The organism is Aeromonas sp. QDB39, from assembly GCF_027707585.1.
Classification (GTDB): domain Bacteria; phylum Pseudomonadota; class Gammaproteobacteria; order Enterobacterales; family Aeromonadaceae; genus Aeromonas; species Aeromonas hydrophila.
Genome location: NZ_JAPCIV010000018.1, coordinates 12,130 through 26,111, shown reverse-complemented (window position 1 = coordinate 26,111; position 13,982 = coordinate 12,130). Strand labels below are relative to the sequence as shown.

At 64.7% G+C, this 13,982-nt stretch carries 13 protein-coding genes; 2 read left to right on the top strand and 11 right to left on the bottom strand.

Annotated elements, in window-relative coordinates; translation table 11 throughout:
* Positions 1-79: 79 nt before the first annotated feature.
* The 5 genes from murP to PG899_RS12145 all read right to left on the bottom strand — a co-directional run bounded on the left by murP (position 80) and on the right by PG899_RS12145 (position 5,333).
* On the bottom strand, positions 80-1,534 hold the full coding sequence (murP, locus tag PG899_RS12165; protein WP_042066887.1) for a PTS N-acetylmuramic acid transporter subunit IIBC: 1,455 nt from the start codon (positions 1,532-1,534) through the stop codon (positions 80-82).
* Positions 1,535-1,633: 99 nt separating this feature from the next.
* Positions 1,634-2,530 carry an N-acetylmuramic acid 6-phosphate etherase gene (murQ, locus tag PG899_RS12160; protein ID WP_011704387.1) on the bottom strand — a complete coding sequence of 299 codons (897 nt, stop codon included), beginning with the start codon at positions 2,528-2,530 and terminating at the stop codon, positions 1,634-1,636.
* A 270-nt stretch (positions 2,531-2,800) separates the two neighbouring features.
* On the bottom strand, positions 2,801-3,004 hold the full coding sequence (locus tag PG899_RS12155; protein ID WP_005308127.1) for a hypothetical protein: 204 nt from the start codon (positions 3,002-3,004) through the stop codon (positions 2,801-2,803).
* A 160-nt stretch (positions 3,005-3,164) separates the two neighbouring features.
* Entirely contained in the window at positions 3,165-3,881 is a 717-nt protein-coding gene (locus tag PG899_RS12150) for a MarC family NAAT transporter (protein WP_162516719.1), read from the bottom strand.
* Positions 3,882-4,016: 135 nt separating this feature from the next.
* The gene (locus PG899_RS12145; RefSeq protein WP_043160913.1) at positions 4,017-5,333 is read right to left on the bottom strand and encodes an MFS transporter; all 1,317 of its coding nucleotides are present in this window, start codon (positions 5,331-5,333) and stop codon (positions 4,017-4,019) included.
* Between the two features lie 247 nt (positions 5,334-5,580).
* On the opposite strand from PG899_RS12145, the gene PG899_RS12140 reads away from it, so the two are divergent.
* Positions 5,581-6,252 (top strand): adenine nucleotide alpha hydrolase, encoded by a 672-nt coding sequence (locus PG899_RS12140; protein WP_270697389.1) that lies wholly within the window; start codon positions 5,581-5,583, stop codon positions 6,250-6,252.
* Here PG899_RS12140 and PG899_RS12135 read toward each other — a convergent pair.
* The 5 genes from PG899_RS12135 to PG899_RS12115 are packed head-to-tail and all read right to left on the bottom strand — an operon-like array spanning position 6,249 to position 12,738.
* On the bottom strand, positions 6,249-7,451 hold the full coding sequence (locus PG899_RS12135) for an HD-GYP domain-containing protein (RefSeq protein ID WP_080602659.1): 1,203 nt from the start codon (positions 7,449-7,451) through the stop codon (positions 6,249-6,251). The two genes, PG899_RS12140 and PG899_RS12135, sit on opposite strands and share 4 nt — an antisense overlap.
* Entirely contained in the window at positions 7,390-10,056 is a 2,667-nt protein-coding gene (locus tag PG899_RS12130; protein WP_270697388.1) for a response regulator, read from the bottom strand. Before PG899_RS12130 ends, PG899_RS12135 begins: the two co-directional genes overlap by 62 nt.
* The gene (locus PG899_RS12125) at positions 10,057-11,127 is read right to left on the bottom strand and encodes an ATP-binding SpoIIE family protein phosphatase (RefSeq protein ID WP_270697387.1); all 1,071 of its coding nucleotides are present in this window, start codon (positions 11,125-11,127) and stop codon (positions 10,057-10,059) included.
* A gap of 6 nt (positions 11,128-11,133) precedes the next feature.
* Positions 11,134-11,508 carry an anti-anti-sigma factor gene (locus PG899_RS12120; RefSeq protein WP_270697386.1) on the bottom strand — a complete coding sequence of 125 codons (375 nt, stop codon included), beginning with the start codon at positions 11,506-11,508 and terminating at the stop codon, positions 11,134-11,136.
* A gap of 9 nt (positions 11,509-11,517) precedes the next feature.
* Complete coding sequence (locus PG899_RS12115) at positions 11,518-12,738, bottom strand: PAS domain-containing protein (protein ID WP_044798970.1); 1,221 nt, start codon at positions 12,736-12,738, stop codon at positions 11,518-11,520.
* A gap of 141 nt (positions 12,739-12,879) precedes the next feature.
* Here PG899_RS12115 and PG899_RS12110 point away from each other — a divergent pair, with 141 nt between their 5' ends.
* The gene (locus PG899_RS12110) at positions 12,880-13,572 is read left to right on the top strand and encodes an AraC family transcriptional regulator (RefSeq protein WP_270697385.1); all 693 of its coding nucleotides are present in this window, start codon (positions 12,880-12,882) and stop codon (positions 13,570-13,572) included.
* Here PG899_RS12110 and PG899_RS12105 read toward each other — a convergent pair.
* On the bottom strand, positions 13,538-13,957 hold the full coding sequence (locus PG899_RS12105) for a nuclear transport factor 2 family protein (RefSeq protein ID WP_270697384.1): 420 nt from the start codon (positions 13,955-13,957) through the stop codon (positions 13,538-13,540). The two genes, PG899_RS12110 and PG899_RS12105, sit on opposite strands and share 35 nt — an antisense overlap.
* Positions 13,958-13,982: the final 25 nt, after the last annotated feature.

Below are 13,982 nucleotides of genomic sequence, written 5' to 3'. Positions count from 1 at the left end.
CTGTGCCAGAGCCGGGGTGAGTTTGGCCGTGACCCCGATTGCTCGGGGCCAGACCTTGGCGATAAATCCGGAGGGGGGATTAACTCAGATCGACGTTCTTGCAGCCGAACATCAGGGTGATGAGGTAGCCGCCGAGGTAGGCGACGGCGAGGCCGGCGGCGTAGACCAGCATGCCGGGGAAGATCCCCTGGGCCGAGGTCATCAGCGGCAGCGCGACGATGCCGGAGGGGCCGAACACGGTATTGAGACCGACCGGCAGGCCCAGCCAGGAGATGAGGCCGACCAGGAAGCCGCCGAGGGCGCCGCCGCAGCAGGCGGTGATGAAGGGTTTGACCCGCGGCAGGGTGACGCCGTAGATGAGCGGCTCGCCCACCCCCAGGATGCCGGGAATGATGGTGCCCTTGACCTGGGTGCGCAGCAGGGAGTCCTTGCCGGCGCGGCTGTAGAGCGCCAGGGCGGCGCCGACCTGACCGGCCCCTGCCAGCGCCAGGATGGGGAACAGGGAGTTGAAGCCCTGGGCATCCATCAGCGCGAAGTAGACGGGCACGAACCCCTGGTGGATGCCGAACATCACCGAGATGAGGAACAGGCCGGCCAGGATGGCGGTGCCGAACGGATTGCCGTTGAGGTGGATGAAGAGCCAGGACATGCCGTTGTAGAGCTGCACGCCGAGGGGCATGATCAGGACGAAGGTGACGGCCCCCATGATCAGCAAGGTGATGCCGGAGGTGAGGATCATGTCGAGGCTGTCGGGTATGAAGCGGCGTACCTGACGCTCCACCGAGGCGCCTATGATGCAGGCGATCAGCACCCCGATGATGTTGCCGCGCGGATCTATCTGGTGGCCGAAGAAGTCGCTGACCCCGGCATAGATGCCGCTGGTGGCCTGCGGGTCATAGCCCATCACGAACAGCGAGGCGAGGATGGCACCATTGACCCCGGAGCCGCCGAACGCCTTCTGGGCGTTGTAGCCGATGAGGATGCTGAGGAAGCTGAACAAGCCCTTGCTGAACAGCTTCATGTAGCCGACGAATTCGGCCAGCATGCCGCCCGCCTGCTGGCCTTCCAGCAGCAAGGTCTGCTCGATCAGGGTGGCGAAGCCGAGCAGCAGGCCGGCGGCGATGAAGCCGGGGATCAGCGGAGTGAAGATGGTGGCAAACTTGGCCAGGAAGCGGTGGGCCGCACTGGTCTGTTTCTGCTTCAGCGCCTGTTTCTTGGCGGCGGCGATCTCGCCCAGATCGGCGGATTGGGCGGCAGGCGCCTCCAGTGCGCCGAGCCCCGCGCTCAGCATGCCGTTCATCAACTCGCAGGCGGTCTGGGCCTTGCCCGGCCCCAGCACGATCTGGAACTGGTCGTCGCTTTCGATGACCCCCATCACCCCGGCGATGCGCTTGATGGTATCCCGGTCGGCATGCAGGCTGTCGGCTAGGCTTAGCCGCAGCCGGGTCATGCAGTGGCCGCAGTGGGTGATGTTGTCGCGGCCACCGATGGCCTGGATGAGCTGGCCAACCATGGTGTCAGTTATTTTTGCCATAAAGAACCCAGTCAGTCTGTTGTGTCATGAGGGTGCCTGGGCACCCCGTTCTTGTTGTGGTATTGCCGTCCCTGGCCCGGCCAATGTGCGGTTGGCCGATCAGTGGGTGCACTGGCTGATGAAGCCGTTGCTGCTTTGCAGGCGGGTGCGGGCTTCGTCGGCCGTGAGTCCGGCCAGGATCATCACGATGGCGGTCTTGCAGTGGTTGTCCGCCTGCGCCAGCGCCCGCTCCGCCACGGCGCGCTCGCAGTCGGTGGCCTCCATCACGATGCGTTTTTGCCGCTCCACCAGCTTGGCGTTGGTGGCTTCCACGTCCACCATCAGGTTGCCGTAGACCTTGCCGGTGCGGATCATGGCGCCGGTGGAGAGCATGTTGAGGATCAGTTTCTGCGCGGTACCCGCCTTCATGCGGGAGGAGCCGGTGACGATCTCGGGGCCGACCACCGCCACCATGCTGATGTCGGCCGCCTGGGCCAGCGGGCTGCCGGGGTTGCAGCTGATGCTGCAGACAGTGGCGCCCACCGCTCTGGCGTGGGCCATGGCACCCAGCACATAGGGGGTTCTGCCGCTGGCGGCGATGCCCACCAGCACGTCGTTGGCACAGAACTGGATGTTTTTCAGATCCTGGGCACCGAGTTCGGCGTCATCTTCGGCGTTCTCGACCGCCTGCAAGATGGCCTTGTGGCCGCCGGCAATCAGGCCGACCACCTGCTCGGCAGAGACGCCGTAGGTCGGCGGGCACTCGCTGGCATCCAGGATGCCGAGCCGGCCCGAGGTGCCTGCGCCGATGTAGACCAGCCGGCCTCCCTTGCCGAACGCTGCCGCGATGGCATCGACCGCCCGGGTGATCTCGGGTAGCAACTGGCTGACCGCCAGTGCGACCTGCTGATCCTCCTGATTGATGACGCGCAGCATCTCCAGGGTCGGCAACTGGTCGATCTCGACGCTGGCCGGGTTGCGGGTCTCGGTAATCATGCTTGATAGGTCAATGGTCATCGTTTCCTCTGCTTAAGGTCATCGCCACTCCCGGCGTAAAACATCCCTCTTGATGACTGGCATGATTATCGATTTTTGATTTCTATGATGAGATCAATGTCGCATAATTAATTATTCCATTTATTTTTGTTTTTAAGTTATGAAAATTCCTACACTGTGACATCCATGGGGGGAGCTGGGTGGTGCTGATTGTGCCGAGGGGGGAGGAGGTGTGAGCGTCAGCCAATAAAAAGCCCCGGCAAGGGCCGGGGCTGCAGATACGGGGCTCGGTCAGTTGACCGAAATGGCGCGGGCGTCGATGAAGAAGCGCGCGTTGCCTTGTTGATCGACCCTGATCTGGGCAACCAGACGATCGCTCTGCTTGTACTCCCACCGGCTCTTGATCCGGGTCAGAGCGGGGCTGGCGGCACCGACCACGTTCAGATATTCATGAAACAGGCTGTAGCTTCCAATCTCGGTCAGCATCTTTTCCATTTGCACATCTCCTGAAGTGAGTGGGTGTCCATCCATAAACCTACCAAGCACTCTCTGAATCGAATCTGTATGAAAAACACACTAACTCATTTATGTGTCAACAACATGATCAGGCGCAAGATCAGCGACGATTCCTGCGCTTTTATGACACCGTTTTCAGTCAGGGCTGGCGCGGGTCCGGCAATTGATCAAGGGCGCCGGACACGTGTGGCAACGCGGGTGCCGTTTGTGCCGCCGGCGCACCGTGGAACACAGGATCCTGCGCCACTTCCTTGATGCCGTTGATGCAGAACTGCATACCCATGCAAACCAGCAAGAAGCCCATGATCCGGGTCATGGCGTCGATGCCGGTGGCGCCGAGGATCTTGCAGACCGGATCCGCCAGCTTGAGCACCCCCCAGCTGAGCAGGCTCATCAGGGCGAAGGCGGTGACCATGGCGGCATAGATGGTGAAGCGGCTGTATTCGTCCGGCAGCTCGGCGATCTGGGCGGCGCCGCTGATCACCAGCGCCATGGTGCCCGGCCCGCACATGCTGGGCATGGTGAGCGGCACGAAGGCGATGCTCTGGTTGATGTCGACCCCGGCCGCCTGGCTCGGTGCCGGGAACAGCATGCGAAAGCCGATGAAGGCGATGATGAGGCCGCCGGCCAGGCGCAGGCCGGGAATGGAGATCCCGAACAGATCCAGGATGGAGGAGCCGATGAAGAAGCTGACGCAGAGGGTGCAGAACAGATAGATGGCGGCCAGGTTGATCTGGCGGCGCACGTGTTCGCGCGACATGCCCTTGCTCAGCCCCAGCAACAGGGTGGCCGTGGTGGGCGGGTTGACCATGGGCAGCAGCGCCAGCAAGGCGAGAAATACGACCTGAAAGAACATCATGAACCTCGGATGACTAGGGTGGAGGAGTGTCCCGGGCCGTCGAGGGGCCCGAGAGGGAGGCTATCTTATGTCGGCCTGGCTGAACACCAGCCATATGAAAAAAGCCCCGCACTGGGCGGGGCTCGGGATGGTTCAGGCGGCCTGCGGCGCGCTCTGGCGCTGGCTGCGCTGCTGCAGCCAGAGCAGCAGGCCGAGCACAAAGCCGAGCGCAGCCAGGCTGACCACGTAGTGGGAGGGGGCCAGCACGTCCTCCTTCATCCAGAGCGTGACCAGCATGGGCGTCAGGCCGCCGAAGATGGCGTAGGCCACGTTGTAGGAGAACGACAGCCCGGAGAAGCGCACCACCGCCGGGAAGGCGTTGACCATGACGTAGGGCACGGCACCGACGATCCCCACCGAGAAACCGGCCAGCGCATAGAGCGGCACCAGCTGGCTGGTGTCGGTCGCCAGCCCGTGATAGAAGGCGTAGCTGGCGCCGGCCAGCAGCAAGGAGCCCAGCATGAAGGTGGGGCCGCTGCCGAGGGCGTCGATCAGCCGGCCATAGACGATGCAGCCGAAGGTGAGCGCCAGAATGGCCAGCGAGTTGGCGGTCAGCGCATCGGCCGGGCTGATGCCGTGCACCTTCTGCAGGTAGGTGGGGGTCATCAGGATCACCACCACTATGCCGGCTGAGAGCAGCCAGGTGAGCAGCATGGAGACCACGACGCTGCCCTTGTGGCTGCGCAGCACCGTCTTGAGCGGCAGCTCTTCCGCCAGTGCCTTGTTGGCCTGCATCTCGGCAAAGACCGGGGTTTCGTGCAGCCAGCGGCGCAGGTACATGGCGACGATGCCGAATGCCCCGCCGAGCACGAAGGCCAGCCGCCAGCCCCAGTCGCTCACCTCGCCCGGGCTCATGCCGCGGTTGATGGCAGTGGCCACCAGGGAGCCGAGCAGGATGCCGGCCGTCAACCCGGCGGTGAGGGTGCCACAGGCGACACCGACCCGACGGGCGGGCACGTGCTCTGCCACGAACACCCAGGCACCGGGCACTTCACCGCCGATGGCGGCTCCCTGCAGGATCCGCAACAGCAGCAACAGCAGGGGCGCGGCGATGCCGAGGGTGGCGTAGGTGGGCAGCAGGCCGATCAGCAGGGTCGGCAGCGCCATCAACAATATGCTGAGGGTGAACATCCGCTTGCGGCCGATGAGATCGCCGAAGTGGGCCATGATGATGCCGCCCAGCGGGCGGGCCAGATAGCCGGCGGCGAAGATGCCGAAGGTCTGGAACTGGCGCAGCCACTCGGGAATGTCGGCCGGGAAGAACAGCTCGCCGATCACCACGGCGAAGAAGACGAAGATGATAAAGTCGTAAAACTCGAGGGCGCCGCCGAGGGCGGCCAGGCTCAGGGTCTTGTAATCCTGCCGGTTGAGGGGACGGCTGTGGTCGTAAGCTGGTGTGACTGTCGTCATATCCTTATGTTTCCCATCGTTTTTTTAGTTATTGTTCCCCCATCCTTGCAGGGGACACGCTCATTACCGAGGGTATGCTTTTGCATCCCGTGATGTAAATCGCACAATTCGCAACACTGTCTTGCAGCTTTTTGGTGCAACGAGACGGAGCGACACGATCAAGCGCCGGGCTCCTCGCCCGGACGAATAATCAGGACGATGGCCGGCGCCTTGCCGGCTCCGACCTCAAGATAGCTGGAGAAATCATATGAAGACCAAGGTGCTGCTCTCCTGGAGCAGCGGCAAGGACAGCGCCTGGGCGCTGCACGCACTGCGGCAGGATCCGGCCATCGAGGTGGTGGGACTGTTCACCACCCTCAACCAGGCGTTCGAACGGGTGGCCATGCACGGAGTACGCAAGCAGTTGCTGCTGGCACAGGCCGAGTGCGTGGGCTTGCCGCTGACCACCATCGACCTGCCCTGGCCCTGCAGCAATGAAGATTACGCCCGCATCATGACCGACTTCATCGCGGACGTGATGGCGCAGGGGATCCGCCACATGGCGTTTGGCGATCTCTTCCTCGAGGATGTGCGTGCCTATCGGGAGCGGCAACTGGCGGGGACCGGGATCACGCCGCTGTTTCCGCTGTGGGGCAGCAAGACCGCCGAGCTGGCAGGCGAGATGATGGCGGCAGGGCTCAGGGCCAGGATCAGCACCCTGGATCCGCGCAAGCTGCCTGCCACCCTCGGCGGACATGAGTTTGACGCGTCCTTGCTGGCGGCCCTGCCCGCCGGGGTGGATCCCTGCGGCGAGAACGGCGAGTTTCATACCCTGGCCTGGGACGGCCCCATGTTCCAGCGGCCGCTGGCCATCCGGGTGGGGGAGACGGTGGAGCGGGACGGCTTCGTCTTCACCGATCTGCTGCCCGCCACCGCCTAGTCGCGGTTGGACTCCCGCTCGCCCTTGTCGTCGTTGTAGCGCAGGGCGATCTCGTGGAACTGCTGGTGGATGCGGGCAAAGGCGTCGGTGATGTCGGGATCGAAGTGATTGCCCCGCCCCGCCAGTATGATGGGCACCACCTCCTGGTGGGACATGGCGGCCTTGTAGCAGCGCTTGCTGATAAGGGCGTCGTACACGTCGGCCAGTGCCATCAAGCGGGCCGAGAGGGGGATCTCGTCACCGATCAGGCCATAGGGATAGCCGGTGCCGTCCCACTTCTCGTGGTGGTAGCAGGCGATCTCCTTGGCCAGCCGCAGAAACTCGACCTCCACCCCCAGCGCCTCCTCGGCATGGACGATGGCCTCCTTGCCGAGAATGGAGTGGTGCTTCATCTGGGCAAACTCGTCCGCATCCAGCTTGCCGGGTTTGAGTAGGATCCGGTCCGGCACGCCAACCTTGCCGATGTCGTGCAGCGGGGCCGATTTGAACAGCAGATCGATGGTCTTGGGGGTCAGCTCGGCACGAAAGCGGGGGTGCTCGCAGAGGGTCTCCGCCAGCAGCCGCACATAGTGCTGGGTGCGCAGGATATGGTTGCCGGTTTCGTTGTCGCGGGTTTCGGCAAGCGAGGCTAGGGAGTGGATGGTGATGTTCTGGATCAGTTCGTTCTCCCGGGTGCGTCGCTCCACCTCCTGCTCCAGAAAGGCGTTCTGGTCGTGCAGCAGATCCCGCGCGGCTTTCAGTTCCAGGTGGTTTCTGACCCGCGCCAGCACGATGGCGGGGGTGATCGGCTTGTGGATGTAGTCGACGGCCCCCAGCGCCAGGCCGTGCGCCTCCGCACTCTCCTCCACCTTGGCGGTCAGGAAGATCACCGGGATCTCCCGCGCCTGCGGCATCTCCTGCAGCGCCTGCATCACTTGATAGCCATCCATCTGGGGCATCACCACGTCGAGCAGGATCAGGTCCACCCGGGTGCCGGCCGAGAGGATCTCCAGCGCCCGCTGGCCGCTGATGGCGACCTTGACCCGGTAGTGGGGGCTGAGCAGGGCGCTGAGCAGGGAGAGGTTCTCCGGTGTGTCATCGACCACCAGCAGGGTGGGTTTGGTATCGGGATCCAGCAAGTTGAGCATGATGGTGGCCTCACTCTTGGTTGAACAGATCGGGTCTGAGGGCCCGGACTTGTTGCAGATGTGCCAGGGCATCGGCGAAGCGAAAACGGGTCATGGCATCGTGCATGGCCGGTGCCGCCTCGCCCAGCAGGGGGGCGAGCCTGGCCTGATTGCGCTGGAACAAGATGAAGGCTTCCGCATCGTCTTCCAGCAGCAGCCCGGTCAGCTGGTGCAGCAGGGGCGCCAGCTCGGCGGGGGTTGCCTCCGGCAAGCCGGGGGCGGCAGGGGCCGGCAGCAGCGTCAGCAGGCCGGCGGCCAGTTGCTGCTGCTGTTGCAACCCCAGTTCGGCCAGCGGCAGCAGGCTGGCGGCGTCGTCTCCCCGGGCGAGGGCGCTCTCCAGCCGGGCCGAGACCTCCTGCAGCGACCCGGCCCCCAGGGTTGCGGCTATGCCCTTGAGGGTATGTGCCTGCCGATGCGCTTCTTCCCGGTCATTCGCCTGCAGGGCGGCCAGCAGGGTTTCCATCGGCTGACTCCCCTGGCGGGCGAAACGTTGCAGCAGATCCCGATACCACTCCCAGTTGTGCATCAATCGTTGCAGGGCGGTTTCGGCGTTGAGGCCGAGCGCCCGCAGCTGTGGCAGCAAAGCGGTGGCGGGGGATGCGCGCGAGGCAGTGAGTCTGCTGCTGACCTCGCGGCTGAAGGAGGTGGCCCAGCGCTGCAGGGCCGCATACAGCCTGTCGGGGTCGATGGGCTTGGCGATGTGATCGTCCATCCCGGCCGCGAGGCAGCGTTCGCGATCACCGGCCATGACGTTGGCCGTCATCGCCAGGATCGGGGTGTGTTGTCCGACGTCTTCCCGCTCGCGCAACAGCCGGGTGGCGGCCAGGCCATCCATCACCGGCATCTGCATGTCCATCAGGATCAGGTCGTAGTGGGTCTGGGCCACCATCTCCAGCGCGATGGCGCCATTGCCGGCGATGCTGACATCGGCACCGACCGCCCGCAGCAACTCCAGCGCCACCTGCTGATTGAGCTCGTTGTCTTCCGCCAGCAGGATCCTGAGCCCGTCGAAGCGGTAGTGATGGGTCGCCTGCGGTGGCTTGAAGGTGAGGGGGCTTGCTTGCTGGCCAAACAGGCCGATGACGGTGTCAAACAGCACGGAGGCGCATACCGGCTTGACCAGCACCCGATCAAAGCCGGCGGTATCGGCCTGGCGAAAGACCTCCTCCCGTCCGTAGCCGGTCACCATGACCCGGTAGGGACGCTGGCCCATGCCGCGGGCGATGAGGCGGCGACCGGTCTCGATGCCATCCAGCCCCGGCATGTGCCAGTCCAGCAATACCACTTCGTAGGGCTGCCCCTCCTGCTCGGCGCCGGCGATCATCTGCAGTGCCTGCTGGCCCGATTCGGCGGTGTCCACCACAAAGCTCATGCTGCGCAGCAGGGCGGCCATGATGGTGCGGGCGCTGGCAATGTCGTCGGCCACCAGCATGCGGCGCCCGCGCAGATCCAGACTCGGCAGATAGCGGGATCTGCGTCTGCCCCTACCGAGTCGGGCGGTAAACCAGAAGGTGCTGCCCTGGCCTGGCTCGCTCTGTACCCCCACCTCACCGCCCATCAGCTCGGCCAGTTTGCGGGAGATGGCGAGGCCGAGGCCGGTGCCGCCGTACTTGCGGGTGGTGGAGCTGTCCGCCTGCTGGAATGACTGGAACAGCCGCTGCTGCTGCTCCTGGCTCATGCCGATCCCGGTGTCCTGTACCGAGCAGTGCAGCAACACCTCCTGGGGTTGTTTCTCCAGGCAGCTGACCTTGACCAGGATCTCCCCCTGCTCGGTGAACTTGACCGCATTGTTGGCGTAATTGATCAGGATCTGGCCAAGGCGAAGGGGGTCGCCATAGAGCAGGGTGTCGAGCTGGTGGTCGACCTCGAACAGCAGTTCTATGCCCTTGGCCTCCGCCTTTTCGCCCACCAGGGTGGCCAGATTCTCCAGCACATGGTCGAGATCGAATTCGATCCGCTCCAGATCCAGCTTGCCGGCCTCGATCTTGGAGAAGTCGAGGATGTCGTTGATGATGCCGAGCAGATGCTGGGCCGAACGCTGGATCTTGCTGACGTAGTCGAACTGCTGCGGATCGAGCCGGGTCTGCAGGGCGAGATGGGACATGCCGAGGATGGCGTTCATGGGGGTGCGGATCTCGTGGCTCATGTTGGCGAGAAAATCGCTCTTGGCCCGGGTCGCGCCCTCCGCCAGCTCATAGGCCACTTCCAGTTCCTGATTCTTGGCCTGCATCACCGCAAACAGCTCGTCCCGGGTCGGTTCGGCGAACTGCCGCTGCATCTGTTGCAGCAGCCGTTCATCGGGCCAGCGGGGCAGATGGTAGACCAGGGCGATGGCGTTGTCCGCGTGTGATACCAGCCGGATGCCACGTGAATGGCGGCCGTCCGGCTCGGGGGAGAAGGGGGCATCAGCCGAGAGCGAGAGCCACAACTCCTGCGCGTGCGGCTCCAGCCACACCTGCAGTTGCAGCGGCTCAGCGTTCGCCACCAGCTGGCGTACCAGCTCGGAGGTGGCGCCTGCCAGCGGTGCCACGAAGGTGGGACTTCTGTCGAGGCAGGTGAGTACCTGGATCACCTTGCGCCGGGCGGTGAGTGCCGCCACCGGGCCTGACAGCAGGGTTTCGCCGATCAGTTGCCGCATCTAGTCCTCCTCTCCTGCCAGCACCCGCAGCACGATGCAGCTGGCATCGTCGGTGCAGCGGCCACTGTGGGCGATCACCTGGCGTGCCAGCTGGGCGGGCTCGGCGGCCAGATCCAGCGCACCATCGCGCAGGTTGAGGGATTCGCTGATACCGTCCGAATAGAGCATTACCACGTCCCCCGCGACGAGTGGCTGGCGCTGCAGCAAGGGGGTGGGAAAGCGCTCTCCCAGCACTCCATCGCGGGAGATGCCGCGCCAGGGCTCGCGGCCGCGCAGGCAGATGCGGGTATTGCCGATGCCGGCATAGCTCAGCTCACCCCGTTCGCCGTTGACCAGGGCCACGCCGGCGGCGGCGCCCCGGGTGCCGATGCAGTGCTGGTGCAGCAGTTGCAACAGGCGGGAAGGCTCCTGCTCGCGGCTTTGCTGCAGCGCCGCCTCCAGCACCAGCACCAGCTTGTTGGCCGAGGCGCCGTGGCCGCTCACGTCGATCAGGATCAGCGACACCCCCTCCGGCCCTGGCCGGATGAAGGCCAGATCGCCGGAGACCCGTTCCGGATAGCAGGGGCGGTTCTCGCTGGCCCATGTCAGCTGCAGGCCGGCGTGCAGCTGACCGGCACAGGCGAGGGGGGCAATTGGTCTGGATACCAGAGGCGCCGCGCCCAGCCACTTGCGGGCCTGCACCAGAGTCCCCCCTTCCGGCGGGGTGCTGATGGTGAGTTCCGACATCATGCGGCGCACGCCGGGCAGGCCCAGGCCCAGGGTGCCCGAAGTGCTGTAGTGATCCTGCATGGCCTGATGCACGTCCCCAATGCCGGGGCCCTGATCGCGGGCGACGATGTCGATGCAGGGGCGCCCTCTGGGATGGTGGAGGGTGAGGGTGATCTCCCCCCGTTCGGCGTATTTCAAGATGTTGCTGCCAAGCTCGGAGACCACGGTGGAGAGCATGGCACGGTCCACCTCGGACAGGTTGGCGATGAAGGGGAGGCGGCGCACCGCCATCACCGTCAGGTGCAGGTCGATGTCGTGGCGCAGCGGGTAGCTGGCCTCTTGCACACTCAGTTCCAACTGCATGCTGCGCTACTCCTCATCCTTGAGCGTCGTGCGAACATGGGCGAAGGCATCGTCCATGTCGAGAAAGCAGCGCAGCGGCCCTGGCTCGGCATCGGCCAGCGCCAGGAAGGCGGCGATCCCCGCATTCAGTCCCACCAGCAGGCAGACGGCACCGAGCAGGCGGCACACCTCGGCCAGTTTGCGTACCTGCCTGAATTCGTGGTGATCGAGCAGCATGACCCCGGAGAAGTCGAGCAGTACCGCGTGCAGGCGGCCCAGCATCAGCCGCTGGGAGAGGGCCTGCATCAGTTGCTGCATGCCCTCGTCACCGAGGTCGGGGCGCATGCTGACCACGATGCAGTCGGCCACGTCGGCGATGCCCAGATCATTGTTGAGCAGCATGCATCTCTCCTAGAGGGTGGAGCCGACCCGCTTGAGGGCGATCTCGAAGGCATCCCGCAGGGTCGCCGTGGTACGGATGTCGCCGACAGAAACCCCCAGCTCCACCATGGTGCGGGCGATGGCCGGTGAGACGCCGGAGATGATGGCCTCGCACCCCATGAACTGGGTCGCCTTGGTGATCTTGATCAGCTGGTTGGCGACGCCGGTATCCACGGTGGCGACCCCGGCGATGTCCAGCACGAAGACCCGGGCCCGGGTCTCGGCAATCTTGGTGAGCGACTTGTTCATCACGTCGGCGGTGCGCATGGAATCGATGATCCCCACCAGCGGCAGCAGCAGGATCCCGTCCCAGATGGGGGTGACCGGGGTCGACATCTCCTGCAGCGACTTGTGCAGCTCCTCGCGCACCCTGGCGGCCTCTTCGGCCTCCTCCATGGCGCGCTTGAGCTGGCGATGCTGCGCCACCTGGGCCGTGATGTCGGTGGCAAACTTGACGATCTTGCTGGGCTTGCCGGTGAGATCCAGCACCGGGTTGTAGGATCCCTGGATCCAGACCTCTTCCCCCTGCTTGCCAAGTCGGCAGAACTCTCCCGCCAGGTATTCACCACGGCGCAGCGTCTCCCAGAAGCTGCGATAGTCGGCCGACTGGGCGTAGTCAGGATCGACCAGCAGCCGGTGGTGCTGGCCCTTCAGCTCCTCCAGCTGATAGCCCACCGTCTCCAGAAAGCGGGCATTGGCATCGAGGATGATGCCATCCAGTGAAAACTCCACCTTGCCCATGACCCGGCTGAGGGCGTTGAGCTGCCCCTCGAAGTTGGCGTTCAGCTGCTTCTGCTCGGTCAGATCCATGGTGTATTCGATGACCTGGACCAGCGCGCCCTGTTCATCCAGCTGGGGGCTGCAGCTGCCTCGCAGCCAGATGTCCCGTCCCTGCCGATCGAGCCGGTGAAACTCTCCCTCCTGTGCCTGCCCCGTCCGCAGCGCCTGCCAACGGGCGGCCTCGTCGGCGGATTCTGCCGCCTGTGCGGGGAGCAGCATGCTGTAGTGCTGACCCTTGAGCTCGGCCAGCTGATATCCCATGATGGCGAGAAAACGGGGGTTGGCATCCAGGATCAAGCCGTCTGGCGCGAGCTCGAGCCGGGCCATCAGCTGGTCGATGGCCTCCAGTCTGGCCTGGGGTGAAGCGGGAGTGGCGGTGTTCGAATGGGCAGCGGCGGTGTGCACGTCCATGGCATCTCCAATAAATGGTGCAATTGATTTGAATGTCATTAGAAGGCGTACAGCAGTTATAGCCCACCGGGGCGAGAGCGGGGGACAAGAAGTGCCGAAAGAGCCTGCTGGTGGGTGGGCCTTGGGCCTGGGGAGTTCGTCATGAATCTCTTGTATCGCGACTACCCGCAAGGCGCGCTCACCGCCCTCCACTGTCACGGCGGCTCACAGTTTTGCTATCTGCATCGGGGTGGTGGCGTGATCAGCAGCCAGGCAGCAGGCGTGCTGCTGGTGGCGGGCCAGCTCTGCCTGATCCCGGCCGGGTTGGCCCATGAGTTCAGGGTGCTGCGTCACTCCCGGCTCAGTCTGATCTATCTGGATGACCTGGATGGGGGGCGCGAGCTGACGACCCGCCAGGTGAGCCCGCTGCTGGCCGGCCTGTTCGAGCGGCTGGCGGACATGGCGGGGCCGGGGCTCAGGGATGCCTATCTGACGGTATTGGCGGCCGAGCTGCGACAGGCGCCGGTGGCGGCTGGATTCATGCTGAGCGCGGCGCTGGACGTACGGCTGCTGAGGGTGCTGGAGCGGGTCTGCCGGCACCCTTCCATCGAACACGGGTTGGCGGAGTTGGCGGCCGATTCAGGTGCCTCGGTGCGCACCCTCAACCGGTTATTCAGCCAGCAGCTGGGCTGCAGCTTTCGGCAATGGCGGCAACAGGTGGTGATGGGGCGGGCCCGCCAGTTGCAGCAACAGGGCCAGCCGCTGTCGCGGATAGCCCTCGAACTGGGTTACGGGGATTTCAGCGCCTTTTCTCACGCTTTCAATCGCTTCTTGCGGGAACCGGCGGGGCCGTGAGGCGGGAGCCGAGATTTCGGTCGGCCGGCTCCCCCGCCAGCAGGCAGGTCAGCTCATCGGTGTGACTCAGGCGTTCACCCTGAAAGGTGAACAGGGCGCTTACCTTGCACTCGATCTGGGCGCCATCGTGACGCCAGGCCCGCACCCGATGCTGGGAGTGGACCCGGTTTCCCTCGGCCAGCAGCGAGACAAAGTGGATCTCGCAGCGGGCCAGGCTCTGGCGCAGGACCAGCAGGTGTTGCTCGAAGGCGGCGCGATCCAGCCGCTGGTCATCCACCAGCTGGACATAGTCCGGGCAGAACCAGTGATCGAGCTCGGCCGGGGTGAAATCGGGGTCGCAGATGACCCGGTTGAGGCAGGCTTGCAGCCGTTGCTTGTAATCCATGATGGGCTCCTGAGTGGATGGGAGT

Excerpts from the sequence above, each read along its gene's own strand:
- PG899_RS12125 (WP_270697387.1), bottom strand. The coding sequence starts at position 11,127 with ATGCAGTTGGAACTGAGTGTGCAAGAGGCCAGCTACCCGCTGCGCCAC.
- PG899_RS12140 (WP_270697389.1), top strand. The coding sequence starts at position 5,581 with ATGAAGACCAAGGTGCTGCTCTCCTGGAGCAGCGGCAAGGACAGCGCC.
- PG899_RS12130 (WP_270697388.1), bottom strand. The coding sequence starts at position 10,056 with ATGCGGCAACTGATCGGCGAAACCCTGCTGTCAGGCCCGGTGGCGGCA.
- murP (WP_042066887.1), bottom strand. The coding sequence starts at position 1,534 with ATGGCAAAAATAACTGACACCATGGTTGGCCAGCTCATCCAGGCCATC.
- PG899_RS12115 (WP_044798970.1), bottom strand. The coding sequence starts at position 12,738 with ATGGACGTGCACACCGCCGCTGCCCATTCGAACACCGCCACTCCCGCT.
- PG899_RS12110 (WP_270697385.1), top strand. The coding sequence starts at position 12,880 with ATGAATCTCTTGTATCGCGACTACCCGCAAGGCGCGCTCACCGCCCTC.
- PG899_RS12105 (WP_270697384.1), bottom strand. The coding sequence starts at position 13,957 with ATGGATTACAAGCAACGGCTGCAAGCCTGCCTCAACCGGGTCATCTGC.
- PG899_RS12150 (WP_162516719.1), bottom strand. The coding sequence starts at position 3,881 with ATGTTCTTTCAGGTCGTATTTCTCGCCTTGCTGGCGCTGCTGCCCATG.
- PG899_RS12135 (WP_080602659.1), bottom strand. The coding sequence starts at position 7,451 with ATGCCCTGGCACATCTGCAACAAGTCCGGGCCCTCAGACCCGATCTGT.
- PG899_RS12155 (WP_005308127.1), bottom strand. The coding sequence starts at position 3,004 with ATGGAAAAGATGCTGACCGAGATTGGAAGCTACAGCCTGTTTCATGAA.
- PG899_RS12145 (WP_043160913.1), bottom strand. The coding sequence starts at position 5,333 with ATGACGACAGTCACACCAGCTTACGACCACAGCCGTCCCCTCAACCGG.
- PG899_RS12120 (WP_270697386.1), bottom strand. The coding sequence starts at position 11,508 with ATGCTGCTCAACAATGATCTGGGCATCGCCGACGTGGCCGACTGCATC.
- murQ (WP_011704387.1), bottom strand. The coding sequence starts at position 2,530 with ATGACCATTGACCTATCAAGCATGATTACCGAGACCCGCAACCCGGCC.